This is a genomic window from Exiguobacterium sp. UBA1053, from assembly GCF_002316465.1.
Lineage (GTDB): Bacteria > Bacillota > Bacilli > Exiguobacteriales > Exiguobacteriaceae > Exiguobacterium_A > Exiguobacterium_A abrahamii.
This window is the reverse complement of record NZ_DCDO01000006.1, coordinates 1-23,171: the sequence shown is the minus strand read 5'-3', so window position 1 is coordinate 23,171 and position 23,171 is coordinate 1. Positions and strand designations below refer to the sequence as shown.

Annotated in this window: 21 protein-coding genes and 4 riboswitches; of the genes, 15 read left to right on the top strand and 6 right to left on the bottom strand. The window is 46.7% G+C overall.

Annotated features, from left to right (window positions below):
* Positions 1–109: 109 nt before the first annotated feature.
* Complete coding sequence (locus B3G15_RS05375) at positions 110–748, top strand: pentapeptide repeat-containing protein (RefSeq protein WP_064300623.1); 639 nt, start codon at positions 110–112, stop codon at positions 746–748.
* 67 nt (positions 749–815) lie between these two features.
* On the opposite strand, the gene B3G15_RS05370 is transcribed toward B3G15_RS05375, so the two are convergent.
* From B3G15_RS05370 to B3G15_RS05345, 6 genes are all read right to left on the bottom strand, one after another.
* Positions 816–1,571 carry an MBL fold metallo-hydrolase gene (locus B3G15_RS05370; protein ID WP_058703768.1) on the bottom strand — a complete coding sequence of 252 codons (756 nt, stop codon included), beginning with the start codon at positions 1,569–1,571 and terminating at the stop codon, positions 816–818.
* 60 nt (positions 1,572–1,631) lie between these two features.
* Positions 1,632–2,120 (bottom strand): arsinothricin resistance N-acetyltransferase ArsN1 family A, encoded by a 489-nt coding sequence (locus B3G15_RS05365; RefSeq protein ID WP_064300625.1) that lies wholly within the window; start codon positions 2,118–2,120, stop codon positions 1,632–1,634.
* Positions 2,121–2,244: 124 nt separating this feature from the next.
* On the bottom strand, positions 2,245–2,781 hold the full coding sequence (locus tag B3G15_RS05360) for a 1,2-dihydroxy-3-keto-5-methylthiopentene dioxygenase (protein ID WP_023467032.1): 537 nt from the start codon (positions 2,779–2,781) through the stop codon (positions 2,245–2,247).
* A gap of 16 nt (positions 2,782–2,797) precedes the next feature.
* The gene (locus B3G15_RS05355; RefSeq protein ID WP_023467033.1) at positions 2,798–3,418 is read right to left on the bottom strand and encodes a methylthioribulose 1-phosphate dehydratase; all 621 of its coding nucleotides are present in this window, start codon (positions 3,416–3,418) and stop codon (positions 2,798–2,800) included.
* Positions 3,415–4,074 carry a 2-hydroxy-3-keto-5-methylthiopentenyl-1-phosphate phosphatase gene (locus B3G15_RS05350; protein WP_290716745.1) on the bottom strand — a complete coding sequence of 220 codons (660 nt, stop codon included), beginning with the start codon at positions 4,072–4,074 and terminating at the stop codon, positions 3,415–3,417. Before B3G15_RS05350 ends, B3G15_RS05355 begins: the two co-directional genes overlap by 4 nt.
* Complete coding sequence (locus tag B3G15_RS05345; protein WP_290716741.1) at positions 4,071–5,261, bottom strand: 2,3-diketo-5-methylthiopentyl-1-phosphate enolase; 1,191 nt, start codon at positions 5,259–5,261, stop codon at positions 4,071–4,073. The genes B3G15_RS05350 and B3G15_RS05345 overlap by 4 nt, the downstream gene beginning before the upstream one ends.
* Before the next feature lie 70 nt (positions 5,262–5,331).
* Positions 5,332–5,433: riboswitch (SAM riboswitch) on the bottom strand.
* Positions 5,434–5,638: 205 nt separating this feature from the next.
* A riboswitch (SAM riboswitch) is annotated at positions 5,639–5,742 on the top strand.
* Between the two features lie 78 nt (positions 5,743–5,820).
* Here B3G15_RS05345 and mtnK point away from each other — a divergent pair.
* The 14 genes from mtnK to B3G15_RS05275 all read left to right on the top strand — a co-directional run bounded on the left by mtnK (position 5,821) and on the right by B3G15_RS05275 (position 22,905).
* Positions 5,821–6,987, top strand: a complete 1,167-nt coding sequence (gene mtnK / locus B3G15_RS05340) for an S-methyl-5-thioribose kinase (protein ID WP_290716737.1) — start codon at positions 5,821–5,823, stop codon at positions 6,985–6,987.
* Positions 6,984–8,033: an S-methyl-5-thioribose-1-phosphate isomerase gene (gene mtnA, locus B3G15_RS05335; protein WP_290716731.1), complete on the top strand. Its 1,050-nt coding sequence runs from the start codon at positions 6,984–6,986 to the stop codon at positions 8,031–8,033. The genes mtnK and mtnA overlap by 4 nt, the downstream gene beginning before the upstream one ends.
* A gap of 11 nt (positions 8,034–8,044) precedes the next feature.
* A complete protein-coding gene (locus B3G15_RS05330; RefSeq protein WP_290716728.1) occupies positions 8,045–9,127 on the top strand; it encodes a sugar ABC transporter substrate-binding protein in 1,083 nt (360 codons plus the stop codon).
* Positions 9,124–10,632: a sugar ABC transporter ATP-binding protein gene (locus B3G15_RS05325; protein WP_290716725.1), complete on the top strand. Its 1,509-nt coding sequence runs from the start codon at positions 9,124–9,126 to the stop codon at positions 10,630–10,632. Before B3G15_RS05330 ends, B3G15_RS05325 begins: the two co-directional genes overlap by 4 nt.
* Complete coding sequence (locus B3G15_RS05320; protein WP_029340729.1) at positions 10,629–11,633, top strand: ABC transporter permease; 1,005 nt, start codon at positions 10,629–10,631, stop codon at positions 11,631–11,633. Before B3G15_RS05325 ends, B3G15_RS05320 begins: the two co-directional genes overlap by 4 nt.
* 366 nt (positions 11,634–11,999) lie before the next feature.
* Positions 12,000–12,956: an AAA family ATPase gene (locus B3G15_RS05315; RefSeq protein ID WP_023467045.1), complete on the top strand. Its 957-nt coding sequence runs from the start codon at positions 12,000–12,002 to the stop codon at positions 12,954–12,956.
* Positions 12,953–14,035 (top strand): DUF58 domain-containing protein, encoded by a 1,083-nt coding sequence (locus B3G15_RS05310; protein ID WP_023467046.1) that lies wholly within the window; start codon positions 12,953–12,955, stop codon positions 14,033–14,035. The genes B3G15_RS05315 and B3G15_RS05310 overlap by 4 nt, the downstream gene beginning before the upstream one ends.
* Positions 14,032–16,104: a transglutaminaseTgpA domain-containing protein gene (locus B3G15_RS05305; protein ID WP_290716717.1), complete on the top strand. Its 2,073-nt coding sequence runs from the start codon at positions 14,032–14,034 to the stop codon at positions 16,102–16,104. The genes B3G15_RS05310 and B3G15_RS05305 overlap by 4 nt, the downstream gene beginning before the upstream one ends.
* 40 nt (positions 16,105–16,144) lie before the next feature.
* A riboswitch (purine riboswitch) is annotated at positions 16,145–16,246 on the top strand.
* 129 nt (positions 16,247–16,375) lie between these two features.
* Positions 16,376–17,896, top strand: coding sequence for a glutamine-hydrolyzing GMP synthase (gene guaA, locus B3G15_RS05300; protein ID WP_223041971.1), 1,521 nt, complete (start codon positions 16,376–16,378; stop codon positions 17,894–17,896).
* 165 nt (positions 17,897–18,061) lie between these two features.
* Positions 18,062–18,553 (top strand): hypothetical protein, encoded by a 492-nt coding sequence (locus B3G15_RS05295; protein WP_290716714.1) that lies wholly within the window; start codon positions 18,062–18,064, stop codon positions 18,551–18,553.
* Positions 18,553–19,215, top strand: a complete 663-nt coding sequence (locus B3G15_RS05290; protein ID WP_290716710.1) for a hypothetical protein — start codon at positions 18,553–18,555, stop codon at positions 19,213–19,215. Before B3G15_RS05295 ends, B3G15_RS05290 begins: the two co-directional genes overlap by 1 nt.
* 7 nt (positions 19,216–19,222) lie before the next feature.
* On the top strand, positions 19,223–20,149 hold the full coding sequence (locus B3G15_RS05285) for a hypothetical protein (RefSeq protein ID WP_290716707.1): 927 nt from the start codon (positions 19,223–19,225) through the stop codon (positions 20,147–20,149).
* Between the two features lie 219 nt (positions 20,150–20,368).
* A riboswitch (purine riboswitch) is annotated at positions 20,369–20,470 on the top strand.
* A gap of 135 nt (positions 20,471–20,605) precedes the next feature.
* Positions 20,606–21,910 carry an NCS2 family permease gene (locus tag B3G15_RS05280; RefSeq protein WP_029340736.1) on the top strand — a complete coding sequence of 435 codons (1,305 nt, stop codon included), beginning with the start codon at positions 20,606–20,608 and terminating at the stop codon, positions 21,908–21,910.
* Positions 21,911–21,993: 83 nt separating this feature from the next.
* On the top strand, positions 21,994–22,905 hold the full coding sequence (locus tag B3G15_RS05275; protein WP_290717130.1) for a proline dehydrogenase family protein: 912 nt from the start codon (positions 21,994–21,996) through the stop codon (positions 22,903–22,905).
* Positions 22,906–23,171 lie beyond the last annotated feature (266 nt).

Below are 23,171 nucleotides of genomic sequence, written 5' to 3'. Positions count from 1 at the left end.
CTCAAAGTGTCTCAAAATAAAAACTGTTGAAAAAAGGGGAATTTGAACGATTTTCCCTCATATAAAAGGAGTTTGATATACTAAGGGAGAGAAAAAGGGGGAACCTTCATTGAAAGAGACCATTATCCGTTTACCAGAATTACCGAAAACGCTTCAACCAGAGACGTTCGATCAAGTCGAAATCGATGACCCGTATCTAAAAGGGGCGCGTTATGAGAAAGAGTCGATGCCGAGTGAACTGACAGAACGCATCGATGCCTATCAAGTGTGTTTTCAAAATGTCTCGTTCGCGAATCTCACCTTTGACCGTGGTTCGTTCGAAGATATCCGTTTTGAGCAATGTGACTTAACGGGATGTCACTTCCAAGAAACTCGTTTTCACCGCGTGTCCTTCGTCGGATGCCGGATGACGGGTGTTCAGTTCGAAGATTGTACGCTGGACCATGTGACGATTCAGGAAGGACTTGCGGATTACGCACAGTTCATTCGCAGTACGGTCCGTCACCAACACTGGAGCGAAACGACGATGAAAGAAGCACAGTTCTTCGAAGTGAAACCGACCCAGTGGAAACTCGAAGCGGTCCGGCTTACGGATAGTCAATGGATTGAAACGCCGTTAAAAGGTCTCGACCTCCGGCAGACGGAGCTCTCTGGTATTACGATCGATCCGCGATTTTTACCAGGTGCTGTCATTACGGAAGAGCAAGCAGTTGCCTTTGCTCGTTTGTTAGGTCTCGTCATCCCATAACAAAAAGAAGTCCTTGTTTCGATGGATATTCGAAACAAGGACTTCTTTTTAATGAAAGTTACTGTTCTTAAAATGACATCGTTTCGCCATCCTCCGGAATCAGGAAATGGGCAGAGAGATGGAAAGCAGTTAAAAAGTCAGCAATCATATCACGTCGCAAGAGACAGTGGTTGACGGACTCGAGGTGCGAGACGATGATCGTCGCTTCCGCCGCCGCTTCGTGTACGGCAAGGAGATCACGCTGTGACATCGTGATCGGCTCTCCGGTCAAGAACTGAGCGGCACCACTGTTGACGACGATGATATCGGGTGTATGTTGTTCGATTGCATGCGCGACCTCGTCGCACCAGATCGTATCACCTGCGATATAAAGTGTTGGTTCGTCCGGATGGGTGAGGACGAGCCCAGACACACGTCCCATCCGTTCGCCGATTTCACCGACACCATGCTGTCCACCTGTTCGATGGATTTGGATATCACCGATCGTTACACCGGAATCGAAGGAAGAAACGTTCGTGAAGCCGGCTTCTCGAATTTGTTGCGCGTCTTCTTCTTGCTGCGCATAGAGTGGCAAATGCTTGGGTAGAAGTTGTTTTGCAGCATCGTCGAAATGATCGGCATGCAGGTGCGTGACGAAGATTGCGTCAGGATCAAGCAGTGTCTTGACATCGACCGGTAAGTCGACGAGTGGATTGGCGACGGCATTTGGTGTTTGACCGAAGGGAGGTAAGCTGCCTTTTTCGCCAAGGAACGGATCAATCAGTAAGACTTGATTGGCATACGTGACAACGAGTGTTGCATTACGAATTTGTTGAATATCCATTAGGTTCATCCTCTCTCAATGACTCGGATTGACTATTCCCTGTCTGGCATTCAATGAATCCTATCGTAAGCGTTTCTCCATCGCCATGACGTCGACATATTCGCCGTTCAACTGTCCTTGTTCCTTAAACGTTCCGACGATCCGGAACCCGGAGCGGATATAGAGTTTTTGTCCAATTTTATTGAATGGGAAGGTAAAGAGGATCAGCTTATGCATCTGATGATCACGGGCATGTTGTTCAATCGTTTCGAGCAAACGTGTGCCAATCCCTTGTCCACGATGTGTCCGAGTGATATAAACCGAAATCTCACCGACGGATGCGTAGACAGGACGCGGATTATACGGATCGAGGGAAATGAAGCCGAGGACACCTGTGTCATCTTCAGCGACATATCCGGCATATCGATCGGTGCGTTCCGCATACCACTGGGTCATGAAGGATAAGTCCTTTTGGTCGGTCTCAAGCGTTGCGATCCGATCTTCGATGCCTTCGTTATAGATGGCGAGAATCGCTGGTAAGTCGTGTTCCGTTACGGGACGAATATGCATGACGCTCACTTCCTCATCGCTTTTCCTTCATTATATCGGTTACGTGTCAATGTAGTGATATGTTTGTGCGATAAGAAAAGCGCTGATTTCCTTCATATGAAGGAAAACAGCGCTTATATCGATCTTAAGAGACCGTTGACGTCTCGTTTTCATAAATCGGAACCCAGCCGTCTGTCGTGACGAAGATCCGAACAGCAACGACTTTACGATCGTCTTGAAGCGTAAAGTAGTGGCGTGTGTTAACAGGAACGGAAATCAAATCACCAGGATTGAGTTCGATATTGTAGTAGCCGACCTCTTCGTCTTTGATCGCGAAGACGCCATGACCGCTGACGATGAAACGAACTTCATCATCCGTATGGTGATGTTCTTTCTGGAAGTTGACGAGCAACTCATCCAGGTTCGGTGTCGTATCCGAAAGTGAGATGATATCAGCTGTCTGATACCCACGACGTTCTGAAACGTCTTTGATTTCTGGAGCGAACGTATCGAGAATCGTTTGTTTGTCCGCATCCGTCAGTGTGAAGTTTTCCACGAGAGGCGCTGGAAGTTTCGAAACGTCCCACTGTTCGTAAAGAACGCCGCGTGACGCAAGGAAGTCAGCGACTTCCGTTTGATCCGTATACCGTGTGTTTGTTTCTTGGAATAAGACTGTTGCCATGAGATGATTCCTCCTTTTAATGAATGGATTGACGGCATGATTGCAACGTCAACGTGTAATTGAATAAAAACTCGAAGGCTTCGAGGTGTTTCTTTGCTTCAAAGGCGGTCGGTGCCCAGACCGTGATCCCGTGATTGCGGATCAGGACGGCACCACTATCCGCTGTGACATGAGGTGCAAAAGCAGCGGCAAGCGTCGGGATGTCCGCATGATTCGGAATGATTGGCACCGTGACCGTCGCATCCTCTTCCCAGTGTCCGAGTGCCTTGATGATTTCTTGACCGGAAAAGGTGATACTGCCTTGATCGCCATAGAGTTCCGAAATCACATTGTTCGCAATCGTATGGACATGCAGGGAACAACCGGCGTCCGTTCGATTGAACACTTCGACATGGAGCAATGTCTCAGCGGAAGGACGCCCGGATTGCTCACCAATCAATTGACCGGTCGCATCGACATGAACGAAGTCGTCAGGAGTCGTCTGCCGTTTATCTTTTCCGCTTGCCGTCACAAGGAATTCAACCGGGACACCGGACGTCCGGATGGCGAGATTGCCACTCGTACCAGGGAACCAATCGCGCGCCGCAAGCTCTTGTTTGATGGCGCGTAGCTCTTCATACCGTCGCATGAATGTCATGTTGTCACCTCCGCTCGTGTTAAATCATGAACGATATCGTGGAACGTCTCAAACGGTGTATAGGCGATATCGTTCTCTTCACACAACGTGATCAGATAATCACGGGCATAGACACGATCCGCTTGTTTCGCGAGTTCGAAGTCCGTCACCGAGTCACCGATGACGATGATGACGTCACCGTCTTTACGTAGTGTCCGGGCAACGGACGTTTTACAACAGCCGCACCCGTTCGTACAATGGGCATCGCAGGCGTTTGGCCAATCGATATGGACGAATGGACCACTGAAATCGGCGACGTTACAGTAAATCTGTTCTTGTTCAAGGAATGGCGCTAAGATCGGTTCGACGAAAAAGTCCATTCCACCGCTGACGATCGAAAAATCGATGCCTTGACGACGACTGTACTGCAGTAACTCCGAAAATCCGTCGCGAATAACCGCACGCTCCAACAAAAAATCAAGATAGGCTGTTTTCCCGTCAGACGGCAGAAGTGCGAACATTTGCCCGACACCACTCTGAATCGATAACGTCCGGTCGAGTACGCCGCGTTTTAACGGTTCGAAGTCACTCGCTGGCGCAAATGCCTGCATGAGTGCGATGATATTATCTTGCGTCGTCACTGTCCCGTCGAAGTCACAGAGAATCCGTACGGTCATGACTTGATCCCCCAAGCGTCGAGGGCGATTCGTAATTCTTCATGACGCGATGCTGCCGTCGATAGGGATTCATTTGCGAGTGCCGCCTCGAGTGCCTGACGGAAAGCAATGACACCAGCCGCAGCACCTTGCGGATGACCATGTACGCCGCCACCGGCGTTGATGACGGAATCGATCCCGAAGTCCCGTACGAGTTGAGCGACGAGTCCAGGATGAATACCGGCTGAAGGAACCGGGAAGATCGATTTCGTCTGACCGAGACGAGTCGCTTCGACTGCGATGCCACGGGCGACATCCTTTGGCAAAGCGACATTGCCGTAAGGAGACGGGAATAGCGTCAAGTCTGCCCCAGCAGCACGCGGTAATGTGCCGAGTAAGACAGGGGCCGCGACTCCGTGATTCGGGCTAGCAATCAACGCACCGCTATATGCTGGATGATTGAAGATCGGAACGTTGATTTCCGGATCACTCGCCAGTTCGCGTAAGACGTCGAGTCCGTATGTGAAGGTATTCAGCAAGAAAGCAGTCGCTCCAGCGTCAATCAATCGTTTGGCTTGATCCTTGAGCGTAAAGACGGGACCGCTGAGTGTGATCGCATATAACGCACGTTTACCAGTCCGGTGGAAGTGAGCATCGATGACCTCACGTCCGATTCGTGCCCGGTCAATCGTCGGTGTTAACGGATTGTCGTATAGGATCTCATCGTCTTTGACGAGATCAATCCCACCAGCGAGTTGTCCTTCGAGTTGATCACGAAGAAACGATAAATCGCGTCCGATGACTCCTTTGAAGATGCTCATTAACAATGGGCGATCTTCGACACCAATCAAGGAACGGACCCCTTCAATCCCGAATTTCGCACCTGGAAAGTCCGACGTAAATGTATCGGGTAGTAGCAATTCCGTTAATTTGATTTCACCGTCGAGTGAGAGTTTCCCGAAGACGGTCGTCAGAATCGCAGAAAAGTCGCGCGACACGTTATGTTCCGGATAACGAATTGTGATATATCCTTTGCCATCGCGCTCTTCGGTATGTACGACTTCCCCTTTGAACGAGGCGAGTTGTTGTTGTTCGAGATGATTCAGTTCCGTCCAAGAACCGACTGTCAGACCAAGCGCGAGTTGTTCAGCGCGCTGCTCGAGTCGATCACGGGCAGTCAATTGATAAGTAGCAGTGATATAAGCCATGTCTTTCCTCCTTCAACAAAAAAATGGTCTCTCGTCAGCGACAAGAGACCATGAATGATTCGAACGTGGACTCTTATCTGTCAGCTTAGTAGCTGCAAGAATTAGCACCGTGCCAAAAGGTCGGTTGCTGCGACATCGTAGGGCTTGTCCCTCCGTCTGCTCTTGATAAGAATTGGATGAAATTGTGAAATCTAATTGCAATTTTTACATGAGAATCGCTACTTGTCAAACTATTTTTAGAAAATTTATTTTTTTGAAAATACTCTTTCTATAGATGGCATAAAAATGATATCCGTTTCTGCTTGATTTCGATTTGACAGCGAGGAAGTCGATTGCGTAAGATTCAAATCAATATCACACACGACAACTACATACGACTCTTATCGCGAGTTGGCAGAGGGAATTGGCCCGATGACGCCGCAGCAACCGACCACTAGGCACGGTGCTACATCCAACAGACGTTTCGTCTGAGAGATAAGAGGACGCAGTGACTTTTCTGCGCCTCTTTTCGATGACGAAAAGAGGCGCTTTTTCGTGTATCACATAGGGGGAAACTGAGATGACATATAAAGCATTCACAGAACAGGACGCGATTGATCGTGTTCGGACATTAGGACTGATCGGCGACGGAACTGTCGAAGCAGAAGAGATTGGCGACGGGAACCTCAACCTCGTCTTTCGGATTCGAGAAGGCGAACATCGCTTGATTTTAAAACAAGCACTCCCGTACGCGAAGGTCGTCGGGGAGAGCTGGCCGTTATCGCTCGAACGAGCGTGGATCGAGCAATCCGCACTCCGTGAATTCGCACGGCATGCCGTACCGTTCGTGCCGCGTGTTTTTCATGCTAGTCATGAAGAGGCGTATACGGTCATGGAAGATCTTTCACATCTGACGATCGTTCGAAGCGGTTTACTCGCAGGTGAACAGTATCCGTTGCTTGCGGAACATATCGGTTCTTATCTCGCTCGGACGTTATTCCATACATCGGACTTTGCACTTGGTCCGGTTGAAAAGAAACGTGTCGCCCGAACGTACTACAATCCAGACTTGTGCGACATCACGGAAAAATTAATCTTCACGGATCCGTTTCATGACGCGGAGACGAACGAGATTGAAGCCGGACTCGAAGAAGAGGTGGCACGTCTATGGGCAGACGATGAGTTGAAACGCGAAGTCGCAAAACTCGAAGCGCTCTTCATCACGAAAGGAGATGCATTGCTGCACGGCGATCTACATACAGGCAGCATCTTCGCCTCAGCGACGGAAACGAAAGTCATCGACCCTGAATTCGCCTTTTATGGTCCATTTGGATTCGATGTCGGACAGTTCATCGCCCACTTATTCTTCGCGGCATATCCGGATTACCCGGCACTCCGTGATGCCCGAATCAAGGATATCGATACGTTCTGGCTGACGTTCGCTTCAACGTTCCGTGCCTTATGGGAACGGGAAGCCGTCGAACCGTTCCAGGCACCAGGACTCGTCGATGACGTATTGAGCACGATCTTGCAGGATGCCCTTGGCTTCGCCGGTTGCGAATTGATTCGGCGGACGATCGGTCTCGCACCGGTCGCTGATTTAGAATCAATCAATTCAACGACGGAACGCTTAGAGCGGAAACGTCACGCTCTCCGTCTAGGAACAGCGTTAATCAAACGCCGTACAGAATGCCGGACATTCGATGATTTACGAAACTTTGACGTAACGGAGGAACTTAGCCGATGACTACATTCGTTCAAAGTATCCGTTACGAAGACCGTGTCTTGACGATTCTCGATCAGACACGTCTACCGCAGGAAGAGCACTATGAAGTCATTGCTGATCTCGCGCAAGCGGTTGAGGCGATTAAACAACTGCGCGTTCGGGGCGCACCTGCGATCAGTTTATTTGGGGGATTCGTGCTCGTTCAAGAAGCATACCGGTTTGAAGCGGCGCTTCCGGTCTACAAGCAAGCCTTGCTTGAGACATCAGCGACGTTACTCGCGACACGACCGACGGCCGTTAATTTGCGAAATGTACTCAATCAGCTGAATCCAATCATTCAAGACGGGACGTCGGTAGAAGAGATCCGCAAACGGTTGGAAAAACGAACGTTCGACTTATACGACCAGGATGCGCAGACGTCACGTCAAATCGGGGTTCATGCACTGGAATTATTCCAATCAGGCGACCGGATCCTAACAATTTGTAATGCTGGGTCGATTGCGACCGCTGCTTATGGAACAGCACTTGCGCCGTTCTATATCGCAAAAGAGCGTGGCATTGAATTATCCGTTTTTGCGAGTGAGACGCGACCGTTACTGCAGGGAGCACGACTGACGACATGGGAGCTGCAACGTGCCGGGATCGATGTCACGTTAATTACGGACAACATGGTCGCTCACACGCTGAAAGAAAAACAGATTGACGCAATCATCGTCGGTGCCGATCGCATTACACGAAACGGAGATACGGCGAATAAGATCGGGACGTTCCAATTGGCATTACTTGCGCAAGCCTTCGGTATTCCGTTTTACGTCGCGGCACCACTCTCAACATTTGACTTTTCGCTCGTTTCCGGAGATGCGATCGAAATCGAAGAGCGTGATCCGCAGGAAGTGACGGCAATCCAAGGTGTTGCGACGGCACCAGCGGGAGTCGCTGTCTTCAACCCAGCCTTTGATGTCACACCACATACGTTGATCACGGGCATCATCACGGAACTTGGTGTCATCACGCAACCGAATGAAGAAACGATCGAACAATTAACAGGGCTTCAACCCCTCGGATAAGGAGATATGTCATGAAAAAATTAGCTTACGCCGTCCTAGCCCCGGCACTGTTACTAGCGGCTTGTGCGAATGGAGAAGCGACGACGACGAAGGTCGTCAAGGATGTACCAAAAGGGGTTCAATCGGACGTCAAGATCGCCGTCATCCGCAACCTGGCATCGGATGATCATACGAAACAATTCCTTGATGGCGCACGAAGTGAAGGCGAAGCGCTCGGCTTTAAAGTCAGCACGTTCATCTCAGAAGGCAATGACGTCAAGTTCAAGGAACTGGTCGCACAAGCGATTCAACAAGATTATGACGGGCTCATCATCTCGCACGGCAAGGAAGACTACGCCTATGACATGATCAAACCGGCGGTCGATAAAGGACTGAAGGTCGTGACGTTCGATACGGTCACGAAGAAAAAAGGAACGGCGTTAAAAGGTGTGACGGAAACATTCCAAAACGATCATCAACTCGCGAAGCTATCGCTCGATGAAGTGACGAAGGTGACGGACAAAAAACCGGTCCGTGTCATCAAACTGTGGTTCGGACCAGGTTTTGCCCCGCTCGATCGTCGTCAAGAAATCTATAAGACATACGAAGCAGACGGTAAGATTAAAACGCTTGAGACGGTTGGACCGACAAACTTCCAAGATGTCCAAGGGGATATCGCGACGAAGATGAATGCGATTCTCGCGAAGTATCCGAAAGGAAGCATTGATGCGGTTTGGGGAGCGTGGGACGAAGTCGCAAAAGGGGCTTATAAATCGCTCAAGGATAATAAACGTCAAGAAATCCCGCTGATCTCGATTGATGTCTCGAATCAGGACATCAACCTGATGCGTGAAAAAGGCAGCAACTGGGTCTCGACGAGTGCGGTGGATCCATTCTTGATTGGACAAACAGACATGCGATTACTGGCTAAGAAAATCGCCGGCGAGAAGACGCCGGATAGCTTTGATCTCGATGCGAAACTTGTGGAGCAGAAAGCGTTGAAGCAGGATACGACGATGTATAATCTCGATACGATCATCAAAGGATGGAGTACATCGGAAAAATTCAATGAACCGTGGATGGACCGGTTGCGTGACGTCCATAAAAAACAATGACGTCTACCAATCATCATTTGAAGATGACCGGGATTTCACTGGCGTTTCCAGGAGTGCAAGCCTTAAAACAGGTCTCGTTTGAAGTGAAATCCGGTGAAATCCACGCGCTTGTCGGTGCGAATGGTGCCGGTAAGTCGACATTGATGAAAGTCTTATCCGGAGCGGAAACGGCGGACGAAGGAACAATCCGTCTCGATGGGAAGGCGTTGTCCATCACGTCACCGCGTGATACGAAACAGATTGGAATCGACCTCGTCCAGCAAGAGGTCGATGTGGCGCTTGTACCTTATTTGACGGTCGCTGAGAATATCTGTCTCGATCTGTTGACGGACGGAACGATGACCGGTTTGGTATCGCAGCGCCGTTACATACAGCGTGCCAAGGAAGCGTTAGCGACATTACAGGCGGAGATTTCCGTCAAGACACGTGTCGAGGAGTTGCGGCTTGCTGAAAAGCAACTCGTACTGATTGCTCGCGCTCTCGTCCAAGAACGCCGTTTTTTGATTTTAGATGAACCAACGGCACCTCTCAGTCAGGCGGAAACAAGCCATCTCTTTTCAGTCGTGCGTCGTTTAGCCGAACGGGGGCTTGGGATCATCTTCATCTCGCATCGCCTCCAGGAACTATATGAGATTTGCGACTCCATCTCGGTCATGCGCGACGGTCAACTCATCTCACGACATCTTTTGACAGACATCACGAAGGAAGCTGTCGTTGAGCAGATGCTCGGGCGTCAGCTTACGTCTGTTGCGAAAACGTCACGGGTAAATGCAACGAACGTATTGACGGTCGAGAGTGCTACGAATGCGGACGTCCACGATATCTCCTTGACGGTTCAAGCAGGTGAAGTCGTTGGTATCGCGGGTCTTGTCGGTGCCGGTAAAACGGAATTATGCAAAGCATTGTTCGGCGATCGCCCGTTTCAGGAAGGGAAGGTTCGCATAGGTGGAAAAGCCCATCGCCTTCGCAATCCACAAGCTGCGATTCAAGCGGGAATCGGTCTCGTTCCAGAAGAACGACGAAAAGAAGGAATTCTTGTTGCCGATTCTGTCGCAGAAAATCTAACAGCAGCGGCAGCTCATGATTTCGTCAACCGCTGGGGGCTGATGGATCGTCGCAAAGAAGCAGATCAGGCATCGCAATGGGTCAAGGAGCTGGGCATTAAAGTGGCAGACGTGAAACAGGAAGTAGGTCAACTATCCGGTGGGAATCAACAAAAAGTCGCCATCGGAAAATGGTTACTGACCGATGTTTCTGTACTCGTCTTGGACGAACCGACAAAAGGTGTCGACGTCGGAGCCAAACAAGATATCTATCGTCTGATTGACGGACTCGCGCAACAACAAAAAGGGATCCTTTACGCGACGAGTGAATGGGATGAACTTTTGACCGTCACGGACCGAATCTACGTCATGTTCGATGGACGGATCGTCCATGAAACGAAGACGGCGGACACATCAGAAGAAACCTTGTTGTGGTATGCGACAGGAGGAGGGCAACGATGAATGAGGTAGTATCAAAACAAACGAACCGAGGGAAGGGTTTACGTCCTGTCCTCGGATTCTTGAACGACTGGGGGATCGTCCTCGCGATTCTTGCCCTCGTCCTGTTTTTTGCGACGACGGCTCCGACATTCCTCCAAGGAACGAATTTGATTAATATTTTACGAAGTATCTCCATCGTGACGATTATCGCGATCGGCTTGACCGTTTCTTTGACGGTCAATGGATTTGATTTATCGGTCGGGTCGACCGCGACGCTTGCGAGTTCTTTCGTCGTCTCGTTCTTCGTCTGGTACAGTCTACCGCTCGGTGTCTCGATTGGTTTAGCACTTCTCTTATCTCTTAGCGTTGCTCTGGTGAACATCTTACTCATCGTCTGGTTTAAGATTCCGGATTTGTTTGCGACGCTTGCGACGATGTTCATCGTCGAAGGTGTCGCGATGACGTATACCGGTGGTGGTTCAATCAGTGCCGGAATGCCGCGCCTGGACGGTACACCAACAGTCGGCACGATTCCGGAGGCATTCGCGAAAATCAGCCAGGCGCCTTGGATCATCGTCATCATGCTCGTCGTCGTCGCTGTGACCCATGTCTTTTTAAGCCATACGCGACATGGTCGTTTTCTCTATATCATCGGTGGGAATCCGGAAGCCGCACGACTGACAGGAATTCGTGTCAACCGCTACCGGGCACTCGCGTATCTGATTGCTGGGTTACTTGCTGCGGTCGGTGGGATTTTGCTTGCGTCACAAGTCGGATCGTCGCAAATCAACGCCGGTTCCGGTTATCTGATGCCAGCGGTCGCGGCGGCATTCATCGGCTCGTCGTTCGCAGGACAAGGGAAGCCGAATGCGCTTGGTACACTTGTTGGGGCTTGTCTCGTCGGGATTCTTGAAAATGGTCTCGTCATGCTGTCTGTTCCATACTATTCGTTGAATATCATCAAAGGGTTGGTCCTTGCGGTCGCGCTCGCGACGACTTATGCGCGGTATCGTAAAAAATAATTAAAATTCGACGTTTCGTTTATAACATATTCGGTAATATTCAATATATGAAAGGATGGTGATGCACATGAATGATTACCAATGTAGAGGGAACGATCGCATGTCGCTTCTGAAAGAAGAGGATCACCGGACTTGACGAACGTTGTCCATTGACACGGATGTATTCGTGTTTTACGTGCAACTGCACGGTTCAAGAACGGATCACGGCATGTGTTCGTTCCTGAAACAAATAAGGGGGAAACGCTACGGCGTTCCCCCCTTTTTCATGTGCTAGAAACTGCTCGTATTTCTTTAAAAGCGTAGCGGAATATGAGATGATATAAAAAGTCAGAAAATTCAACTACTACGAGAGCAAGGGGCCTGACAATGCGAACATACACTAAGGAGATTCAAGCGATTATCGACAACGTAGAGAAAGTCATCATCGGTAAGGAAGATGTCATCACACAATCATTGGCAGCATTGCTAGCGGGCGGTCACGTCCTATTAGAAGACGTACCGGGAGTCGGGAAGACGATGCTCGTCCGTGCGTTCAGCCGATCGATCGGGTTGACCTTCAAACGTGTTCAGTTCACGCCAGACCTACTTCCGTCAGATTTGACGGGTGTATCGATGTATAATCAGAAAACTAGCCAATTCGAATATAGACCGGGTCCTTTAATGGGAAACATCGTCTTAGCCGATGAGATCAACCGAACATCACCAAAAACTCAATCTGCCTTACTCGAGGGAATGGCGGAAGCGAACGTCACCGTCGATGGTGAGATTCATACGCTTCCGAATCCCTTTTTCGTCATGGCGACACAAAACCCGATTGAACATGAAGGCACGTATCCGTTACCAGAAGCACAACTCGATCGTTTTCTCGTCAAAGTCAAAATGGGTTATCCTGATTTCCACCAGGAAATGAAGCTACTGACACGTTTCGAACGGGATGAACCAATTGAAACACTCGAAGCGGTGATTGGTCGCGAGCAATTGCTTCAGATGAAAGAAGAAGTCAAGAACGTCCATGTCTCACAGCCCGTCAAAAAATATATCGTCCATCTCGTCCAAGCGACCCGGACGAACGGTTCACTTTATCTCGGCGCGAGTCCCCGTTCTTCGATCGCCTTGATGAAAGTCGCGCAAGCGTGGGCATACATGGAAGGACGCAGTTTCGTCTTACCGGATGATGTCAAACATCTCTTGATTCCGGTCCTGTCACACCGCTTGATTTTGACAGCGGACGCGCGTTATCACGGTCAATCGTCTGAACGGATTTTAGAACAAATCAAAAAAGAGGTTGCTGTACCAATCCAACAAGACGTGGAGTCCCTATGACGAAGTGGCAAATTGGTTGGCGTTACGCTGTACTCCTTTTGACGACGGTTGCCTTATGGACATATGCGCGCGTCGATGGCGGAAATGTCGCTTCCTTGCTGTTTTATGTCATGGCTGGTTTGACCGTCTACTGGACGCTCTTCCTCGTTTGGCCTGTCACGCAGGCACTGGCGACGCGCGAAGTATCGAATAAGATGCTCGTTGCCGGAACGGATATCCCGGTTTCCTTACGGGTTCGCCGGCGTTTCCCGTTCCTTGTCGGAGCCGTCGAGGTGACGGAGGCGATTCCAAACGAACTCAGCGAAGAAAAACTCGATATCAGCCGTCCGCTCCGTGCCCACTACCGAAAGACAGAGCACATCGACTACACGATTCCATCGATCCGCCGAGGAGTGTACCAGATTCCTGGCTGTATCGTTGAAATTACAGATCCGTTCGGTCTGTTCAAGCGGAAGCGGATGTTTCCGGTCGAGACGTATCTTGCGATCGAACCGGCACGCCTTGCCGTTCAACTTCCGCATGAGGAGGATCGCGGCGATGGAGGAATCTCCCCTGTGTCGCTTGATCTTCGTCAGTCGTCCTTTACTGTCGTCGGGGTCCGGGAATACGTCAGTGGTGACCGGATGAATCAGATCGACTGGAAAGCGACAGCGAAACGTCAAGGCTTAATGACGAAAACGTTCGAACGAGAGCAGGAACGGGAGACGACGATCGTCTTTGATGAGGGGACGGAAGCGGGTGAAGCCTTCGAACGCGTCATCTCGATGCTGGCAGAAGCGACGGATCAGTTGAACAAACGACGGCTGAGCTACCGCATTCACCTCGTCGGACATGCTGTTCAATCGTTGTCGTTACCTCTTGAAGGAGCGAAACTGACGCATTACCTGATGACGGCGCAGCCGAGTCGGACGCGGACGTTCATCGAGTCATGGGAGTATTCGTCAAAAGCACTTCGATTGAGTGGCAACGTCCTTTTCATCACACCGGATCTTGAATCGAACAATGAACTATGGATTTCGAAGATTAATCAAGAAGCCACCGTTCATGTCTATACACCAGAACGGAGGGGAGTGCGATGATGCGACGCTTGATTTGGAACGCCATCGCGGCAGCCGTCCTGACTTGTTTCATGCCACCACTTCTCGAACTGACGACGTTCGAGCATCTCTGGTCCTTCTTACCGATGCTGTTTCTGCCGTTGCTGTTGTCGCATCTATCGCGGCGTTACTTTTTACTCGGAAGTCTCGGTGGATTACTGCTGTCGTTCTATCTGATTTTGACGCCGGGAGCAGCACCATGGGGCATCTTTACGGAAATCAGTTTAGATATTCAGAGCGTCATCAATGGTGAATTACCAGGACGACCCGCTTTCGCGCTCTCGATCGGTTTGATTAGTTTCTTGATCGCCTATCTCGCGCGTCGGACGTTCCCGAATCGTGGGTTCGTCTTCGGACTTGCCTTCGGAGTCATTGGATTCATCGCGTATTGTGATACATGGACGGATTACTCGGGAGAGACATTCATTCTCTATCCGATCATCTTATCCTTGTTATTGCTCTATGCGACGGAAGTCAACGAACGACCACGCGCTTCTTACGTTCGTCCGCTGAGTGCCTTATTCATCATGAGTGCCGTCATCGTCGCTGCTGTCCAAAGTCCTGTCATCAATGCGACATGGCAAGACAGTTGGTACGATTTGACGTCCGGGCTTGAAGGTGAAGGAGAGCCGACGAATGCGATTCAAAAGGTTGGCTACGGTAACAATGACGAGCAACTCGGAGGACCGTTCCAGATGGACGATCGGGAAGTCTTCCAGGTTGAAAGTGAAGGGAACCGATACTGGCGAGTCGAGACGAAAGACATTTATACCGGCAAAGGCTGGGTGCTATCGGAATCGAACCCGGAAATCGATGGACGGGGTTTCTTCTCGCACTTCGGGCGAGAAGTCAAGACACGTGAGGAAACAGCGACGTTTGAGATGGCACGTGAATTACCGTTCGTGCCATATAACGGAGATAACGTCCGGGTCTCGGTCGATCAACAACGACAAAATGTACTGGTTGATCCAGAGAATCAAAAAATATCGTATCTAGACGAGGCGGATCGTCAACGCAATTATCAAATTGACTACTCGTATCCGCTCTTTACGGAAGAACAACTCCAGACAGATGAACCAGTCAATTTATCGGAGAATGAAACAGAGCGGTATCTCCAACTGCCGGATGGTTTACCACAGCGTGTCCGTGATTTAGCGGAACAAATCGTTGAGGGTGAGGAGACACCGTGGGACAAAGCACGGGCGATTGAAAATTATTTCGAAGAAGAGAACTTTGAATACAATACGGAGGAAGTTGCCGTACCAGGAGAAAATCAAGATTACGTCGATCAATTCCTATTCGAGACGAAGCTCGGATACTGTGATAACTTCTCGACGTCGGCTGCTGTTTTGCTACGGGCAGCCGGGTTACCCGCACGCTGGGTGAAAGGGTTCACGGGAGGCGAATCCGACGTCATCGGAGCTGCCGTGACGAGTTATACAGTGCGAAATAAAAATGCGCACTCGTGGGTCGAAGTGTATATCGAAGGACCAGGCTGGGTACCGCTTGAGCCAACAGTCAGTTTCGATGGAGCAGGACAATACACGATCGATCGGGAAACGGATAATGAGACGGAACAAGCAAATCCGCAACGTGAGACAGAAGATAATACGGAGACAACGACGCCAAATCGTCCGCAAGAAAATCTTCTTGATGAAGAACAGACGACTAGCGCTGGACAGACGGAGCAGAAGTCAATTCCATTTTGGCCAATCTTCCTGACGGCACTTGCTCTCTTGTTCCTCTATCTGTTCCGAAAACCAATCATTCGAACGCTCGCGATTCTCTTCTTCCGAAGACAAATCGAGCGACCGGAAGGATTCCGCCGGATGTATCGCTACCTCTTACGACGTCTTGATAAAAAAGGATTCCATTATCAAGATGGTCGGACGCTTGCGGAACTCGCTCACGAAGTCGATGGGTACTACGAGACGTACGCGATGCGACCGTTGACGGATGCTTACGAACGGATGGTCTATGGTGGAGAATCACTGTCGGCTGAGAAAAAACGTGAATATTTCGAAAATATCATTCGTCATGTAGAGGGTTGATATTTACGAAACGATACAGTTACAATGGGAACAACGTAAATCACACACATGCAATCTCCTTTGTATATACTCGCGAATATGGCGCGAGAGTCTCTACCGGGTCACCTTAAACGACCTGACTATGAAGGAGCAGACCCTTCGTATACATTTTTTTGTGAAGCGGCCTGCTCTTTTTCCATTTTATCCATGGGCGAAGAGTGGGCTTTTTTCATAGGGTACGCATGAAATCAGAAAGGCGGGAACAGATTTGGAAGCACATTTGGACCAGGAAATGATTCTCGTCCTCGATTTTGGAGGACAGTACAATCAATTGATCACACGTCGTATTCGGGACCTTGGTGTCTACAGTGAGTTGCATTCGCATAAAATCACTGCAGCAGAAGTAAAGGAAATCGCACCTGCTGGTATCATCTTCTCAGGTGGTCCACGTAGTGTCTACGCAGAGGATGCGTACCGGTGTGACCCAGAAATCTTCGACCTCGGTATTCCAATCTTCGGGATCTGTTACGGCATGCAGCTCATGTCACAACATTTCGGCGGAACAGTAGAACGTGCGGGACATCGTGAATATGGAAAAGCCACATTGACGTTACAAGACCCGTCACCGATGTATGCGAATCTACCGCTTGAACAAACGGTCTGGATGAGCCACAGCGACCTCGTCACATCTGTGCCAAACGGATTCGTCGTCGATGGAACGAACGTGTCATGTCCGATCGCTTCGATCAAGAACGAAGAATTGAAAATGTACGGTGTGCAGTATCATCCGGAAGTGAACCATACGGTCTTCGGAAAAGAATTGCTCAAGAACTTCCTCTTTGAAGTCTGTCAATGTGCAGGCGATTGGTCGATGGAGAACTTCATCGAAATCGAAGTAGCGAAGATTCAAGAACAAGTCGGCGACAAAAAAGTCCTCTGTGCACTTTCTGGTGGTGTCGACTCGTCTGTCGTCGCAGCCTTGATTCACAAAGCAATCGGTGATCAATTGACATGTATGTTCGTCGATCACGGTTTATTGCGTAAGGGTGAAGCGGAGAGCGTCATGAAGACATTCGCGGATCACTTCCACATGAACGTCATCAAGATTGATGCCCAGGACCGTTTCCTCGACAAACTCCGTGGTATCTCGGATCCAGAGCAGAAACGTAAAATCATCGGCAACGAGTTCGTCTACGTCTTCGACGAAGAAGCTTCGAAGCTGACGGATATGGACTTCCTTGCGCAAGGTACGCTCTATACGGATATCATCGAGAGTGGTACGGATACGGCACAAACAATTAAATCACACCACAACGTCGGTGGATTGCCGGAAGACATGCAGTTTGAATTGATTGAACCGATCAACACGTTGTTCAAGGATGAAGTCCGTGAACTCGGGAAGGAACTCGGTCTTTCTGATGAAATCGTGTGGCGTCAGCCGTTCCCAGGACCAGGTCTCGGAATTCGTGTCCTCGGTGAAATCACAGATGAGAAACTCGAAATCGTCCGTGAATCTGATTTCATTCTTCGCGATGAAATCAAAAAAGCAGGACTCGAGCGCGAAATCTGGCAGTACTTCACAGTCCTTCCTCCAATCCGATCGGTTGGTGTCATGGGCGATGAGCGGACATACGACTATGCGGTCGGAATCCGCGCTGTCACGTCAATTGACGGAATGACATCAGACTGGGCACGTATCCCATGGGACGTGTTAGAGAAAATCTCGGTTCGAATCGTCAACGAAGTGCAGAACGTTAACCGCGTCCTGTACGATGTGACATCGAAACCACCGTCAACGATCGAGTGGGAGTAATAAGAACATTATTAAAGGCTTGGGGTATTATTAACTTACCTCAGGCTTTTTGATTAGGAAAAAGTGTTTGATTTAACATTTCTTTTTTCTTTAATAGTAGGCTAAAAAGTATGTAAATGAGGTATATTTATATAAAAGTTAAAAAAAGTTAAACAGGGGGGTAAAATGAATTTTACAAGAGGAAAGGTTTTTAGTAGAAATAACAATATTGAAGTACTTAATTATAATTTAGAGGATGACTATTATTCGTTTATAAAAAAAAATTCTGAAAAAGGTTATGAGCAAGTTATTTTGACTACAGATTTTATGCTAGCTATATTGAAATATTATTTTATTGATAGAAAATTCACTATTAAAGAAATTATACCTGTTGATGAAGAAGGTTTTTTGGTATCAAAATTTGAGTCGTATATTGAAAGAATAGAAGAGGATAGAGATCAATTTTTAAAGTTACTAGAAGAAATGGATTTTTTATTTTATGAGAAGAATGCCCTAGATATATTTAAAATGGAGCTATCAGGTAAAAATAAGTTTGATGAAAGAATTAGGCTTAATGTTCAAATTAATGGAATAATTAATATAAAAGAAAGTTGTTATGAAGAAGAAAAAGAAAACATTCGTAATGTGATATTAACTCATTTTGGTTGGAAACAGTAATGAGTGTGATAAATAAGCTTTTTTATACACTTTTCAAAGCTATTGTAGTGGCGATTTTAAGTATATACTTCACAAGTATTTTTGATATTGCATCAAAGTTGAGTTTTGTTCCCCCAGAACGTAGTTTTGTCACATCTAATACAATATATATAGCAATTCTAATTTTCATATTTTCTATCTTCGAGGAATTATATAATGCATACTGTTTGAAGTTTGAGATGTTTTTTTCAGCAGATACTGATAAAAGAAGTGAAAAAGAAAATCCTACAGTTATTTTAGATGAAAAAACCAAAGATATCGGATTTGCTAGAATATATTTAGATATATCGATTACTGGAACAGAAAAAAGCTTAGCAAAAAATAAAGTAATTTTATTTTATCCAGAATCAATAACACTTCAACCTGCGGTAAATCAACAGGGATTTGTTAATGTTGAAACTGCTAAAAGAAAATGCGAAGTTGATATATTAAAATTAGTAAATGAAAATTCTAAACATGTGACAACAACTAATTGTAAAGTTATATTTTCAGTTTTAAAAAAAGATGATTTTTCAGGAACTGAAAAATTATTAAGTGTTGATGTAGAAACAAACAATAGATTTAGACGATGGTTTCTAGTAAAGAAAAAATCGAATCAGTTAAAAATAAAAATAAAGGGGTAATTTCGAATTGAGTAATACTACGAGATGGGTTGATACTACAAATGTTTCACTTGAGGGAATACTTAGTAAATTTTTAAGTGACATAGAGCCTAAAGAGTCACAAGAAAAAATTAGTTATATTAATTTTAGTGTAAGTAAAGAATTTGAAGAAAATAATTTTTTTAAATTTGGAAATAAACAAATTGAATATAATATTATAAACTTTAGTTTCGATTCAGTTTTTCCTGGAGTATTGCCTATTGAAGACCGAACGACACCAACAACAGGCGTGATTATAGTTTACACTTTAGTTAATAAAGTTAATTATATTATTGATAAGAATACTGATGCTTTGATGATATTACGACTGCTACTAGGTTATAAAAATAAGTTAGAGATTGAAAAGAAATCTTCTGACATACATAGTAAATTATTGACGTGGATAATAAGCAGATTGTTTAAAGAAGAAAATGAATTGGTAATGACTATCTCACCAGAAGATGAAAAAACTTTAACACTTAATTCAATGGTTGGCTTTAAAGGTCAAACTGATGATCAAATCAGTTTTGTATCGGCAAATGGAGATAGTATTCTAAACATTTTAAGTACCTTGTCGTTTTTATTAGAAAGTAAAATGTTGAAACAAATAAAATTAAGATTAGAATTTGACAAACATGAGAACTTAGAAATAAATTTAAAAGATACTCAAACTATTTCTGCTAATGTGAATAAATATGATGGTCCCTTTGATGAATACTCTTCAAAACCGCAGAAAATGGCCGAAATTTATTTACTTATCTACTTGGAAATCATGCCGTTACTTTATTTAGAATATCAAAAAGATGTAGAAAATGAGATGTGGGGAGTTAAAGAACAGAAGGAATTTTTAACATTAGTTAAAGATAAATTAATAGCTAAAATAAATGAAAAAACTCAGCTTATGGATGAACAATAAGTATCAATATATTAAATAAGTTATAGTTATCTCATAAATATGAAATGATTTTAAAAAATGTAAAATTAAAATAAAATATAGAATTTTAAATTTGACAAATTAAATGATTTAAAACCTAAAACCGAACGTTCGGATAAATTAAGTGGTTAAATTTCGTTTTTATGGTTGACCCATGAATTTGACCGTGCTACGATGTGTCTGTTCTTATTTTTCATACCACTAAAAAAACATAAATAATGCCGTATAATTCTGGGGATAGGGCCCGGAAGTCTCTACAGGAACACCGTAAAGGTTCCTACTACGGCGCACACGCAGCATCGTGCGCTTATTGAAACGGCTTTTACCGCTTAGGTAAGGGCCGTTTTTTGTTTTCAAGGAGACGGCTTATTTGGAAGGAAGGCAATCATGAGCACACAATTGAAACAGCCACACCAACCGAAAGCAAAAGAAAATGCGATTGCGCGTTTCTTTGATTTCAATGGGCTTGGTACGAACATGCGTACAGAGTTCATCGCCGGCATGACGACATTCTTCGCGATGGCGTATATCTTATTCGTTAACCCGAATACATTAGCCGAAGCAGGAATGGACGCAGGAGCAGTCTTCGGTGCCACAGCACTCGTTGCGATCATCGGTTCTGTCACGATGGGATTACTAGCGAACTATCCAATCGCGCTCGCACCAGGAATGGGACTAAATGCTTTCTTCGCCTACAGCGTCGTCATCGGAATGGGTATTCCATGGCAAACCGCACTTTCAGGCGTTCTCGTCTCAGGTCTCGTCTTCATGGTATTAACAGCTTCAGGTATTCGTGAGATGATCATCAATGCGATTCCAGAACCATTGAAAATGGCAGTTGCAGCAGGTATCGGATTGTTCATCGCGTTCATCGGATTAAAAACAGGTGGTCTCGTCGTTGCGAATGAAGCGACACTCGTCTCACTTGGCGATTTAAGTAAAGGAACAACGCTTCTCGCGGTATTTGGTCTTGTCGTATCTGCGGTCCTAATGACGCGTGGTGTCAAAGGAGCGATTTTCTTCGGAATGATCCTAACGGCAGTTGCTGGAATGATCTTCGGTTTGATTCCAGTTCCAACAAGTCTTGGTGAAGTCATTTCAGCACCGCCGAGTATCGCACCGACATTCGGACAGGCATTCCTTCACTTTGACGAAATCTTCACGGTTCAAATGATGATCGTCATCCTAACTTTCTTCTTCGTTGATTTCTTTGATACAGCAGGTACACTGGTTGCAGTAGCAAACCAAGCTGGTCTGATTAAAGAAAATAAAGTACCACGTGCTGGTCGGGCGTTAATCGCTGACTCAACAGCGACGGTAGCAGGTTCGATTCTCGGAACGTCAACAACGGTTTCTTACATCGAATCAAGTGCAGGAGTTGCAGCAGGTGGTCGTTCAGGAATGACGGCAATCGTCACAGCGTTATTCTTCGGTCTTGCTTTATTCTTCTCACCATTGCTCGCAATCATCACAGCGCCAGTCACGGCACCCGCATTGATCATCGTCGGTGTGTTGATGGCAGCTTCACTGCTTCAGATTGATTGGAAAAAATTCGAGTACGCTGTTCCGGCTTTCTTGACCGTTATCATGATGCCGTTAACGTATTCAATCGCAACAGGGATTGCATTCGGTTTCCTCTTCTACCCGGTCACGATGATCGCGAAAGGACGAGCAAAAGAAGTGCATCCGATCATGTACGTGTTGTCACTCGGCTTCCTCGGTTACTTCATCTGGTTGCACTAATTCAAACTGCGTCTTTCTTCTATATAGAAGAAAGACGTTTTTTTGTTAGGAGAGGGTAAGGGAGAGGAGAGAGGGTGATTCAGATGTTACAGCAGATTACTGAACCTGTATTTGAGTACTTAGCTGAAAATAGGTTACTGATTCAGTTAGCTAGAAAAGTCGGATTACCACTTGGTGGGACGTTATTTGTCGGAGGGCAGGGCGCTGAAGAGACACTCGACACTGTTAAACAATTTAATCAAGATGGACGAGCCGCCACAGTGGATTGTTTAGGCGAGTTCGTCGAGACAGAACAGGACGCGGTAGATATCGCGGATGAATGCATTAAAGTCATCGGACAGATCAAAGCATACAATCTAGACGCACAAGTATCTTTAAAGCTGACATCAATCGGATTAAGAATTGATCCGGATATCGCTTATCAACAGTTGAGTCGCATCGCGGAAGTTGCAGATCAACAAAACATGCGTGTGACAGTCAATATGGAAGAAGCGATGATGGTCGAGTCGATTATCCAAGTATTCGAGCGTGTACATGAACATTATCCGAACGTCGGGATTGCGCTACAGGCAAACGTCTATCGAAGTCGTTTTGATCTAGAACGTCTTCACGCAACAGTACGTATCGTCAAAGGGGCATATGACGGAGACAATGAAACTTATATTCAACCAAAGAAGACAGTAGATGAGACATACCTTCAATTAGTAAAAGTGAATTTGCTAAATGGGAACTACACGCAAATCGCGACACACGATGAACAGATCATTCGACAAATCATTGACTTTACTCAAATAAGAAACATTGATCGATCGCAGTTCGAGTTTCAAATGCTTCAAGGCATGCGACCGAAACGACAACAAGAGTTAGTTCGACAAGGTTATCATGTTGTCATCTACGTTCCGCATGGTGTGGATTGGTATACGTATTTGATGAGACGGTTAGCAGAACGCCCAGCGAATATCGCGTTTACAGTAGGTGCCATGTTAAGAAGGTAAAGACTTTGCAAAGTTTTTTTGAAATAATGCTTGTGTTTGTCGAATTTTGTTGTTATATTAATAAATGTTCCAGCGAGACGCCTTTTATAAACGGTTCGTTGGGGCTGAAAAGTTTTTTAAAAAGCATGGTTGACATAATCAAAACAACCTGTTAATCTATTAAAGTCGCTAAGGCGGCAGACGAACTTTGAAAACTGAAAGATGAGTCAAAAATCGTATTCTACGGAATACAAAAACGAATGAAGCGCAAGCGTCGGCGATTGGGG

Bases quoted from the DNA above. Each gene is read 5' to 3' on its own strand.
- guaA (WP_223041971.1), top strand. From the start codon at position 16,376: ATGATTCTCGTCCTCGATTTTGGAGGACAGTACAATCAATTGATCACA.
- B3G15_RS05305 (WP_290716717.1), top strand. From the start codon at position 14,032: ATGATGCGACGCTTGATTTGGAACGCCATCGCGGCAGCCGTCCTGACT.
- B3G15_RS05275 (WP_290717130.1), top strand. From the start codon at position 21,994: ATGTTACAGCAGATTACTGAACCTGTATTTGAGTACTTAGCTGAAAAT.
- B3G15_RS05360 (WP_023467032.1), bottom strand. From the start codon at position 2,781: ATGGCAACAGTCTTATTCCAAGAAACAAACACACGGTATACGGATCAA.
- B3G15_RS05345 (WP_290716741.1), bottom strand. From the start codon at position 5,261: ATGGCTTATATCACTGCTACTTATCAATTGACTGCCCGTGATCGACTC.
- B3G15_RS05295 (WP_290716714.1), top strand. From the start codon at position 18,062: ATGAATTTTACAAGAGGAAAGGTTTTTAGTAGAAATAACAATATTGAA.
- B3G15_RS05330 (WP_290716728.1), top strand. From the start codon at position 8,045: ATGAAAAAATTAGCTTACGCCGTCCTAGCCCCGGCACTGTTACTAGCG.
- mtnA (WP_290716731.1), top strand. From the start codon at position 6,984: ATGACTACATTCGTTCAAAGTATCCGTTACGAAGACCGTGTCTTGACG.
- B3G15_RS05365 (WP_064300625.1), bottom strand. From the start codon at position 2,120: ATGCATATTCGTCCCGTAACGGAACACGACTTACCAGCGATTCTCGCC.
- B3G15_RS05290 (WP_290716710.1), top strand. From the start codon at position 18,553: ATGAGTGTGATAAATAAGCTTTTTTATACACTTTTCAAAGCTATTGTA.
- B3G15_RS05350 (WP_290716745.1), bottom strand. From the start codon at position 4,074: ATGACCGTACGGATTCTCTGTGACTTCGACGGGACAGTGACGACGCAA.
- B3G15_RS05315 (WP_023467045.1), top strand. From the start codon at position 12,000: ATGCGAACATACACTAAGGAGATTCAAGCGATTATCGACAACGTAGAG.
- mtnK (WP_290716737.1), top strand. From the start codon at position 5,821: ATGACATATAAAGCATTCACAGAACAGGACGCGATTGATCGTGTTCGG.
- B3G15_RS05325 (WP_290716725.1), top strand. From the start codon at position 9,124: ATGACGTCTACCAATCATCATTTGAAGATGACCGGGATTTCACTGGCG.
- B3G15_RS05320 (WP_029340729.1), top strand. From the start codon at position 10,629: ATGAATGAGGTAGTATCAAAACAAACGAACCGAGGGAAGGGTTTACGT.
- B3G15_RS05355 (WP_023467033.1), bottom strand. From the start codon at position 3,418: ATGACATTCATGCGACGGTATGAAGAGCTACGCGCCATCAAACAAGAG.
- B3G15_RS05310 (WP_023467046.1), top strand. From the start codon at position 12,953: ATGACGAAGTGGCAAATTGGTTGGCGTTACGCTGTACTCCTTTTGACG.
- B3G15_RS05370 (WP_058703768.1), bottom strand. From the start codon at position 1,571: ATGGATATTCAACAAATTCGTAATGCAACACTCGTTGTCACGTATGCC.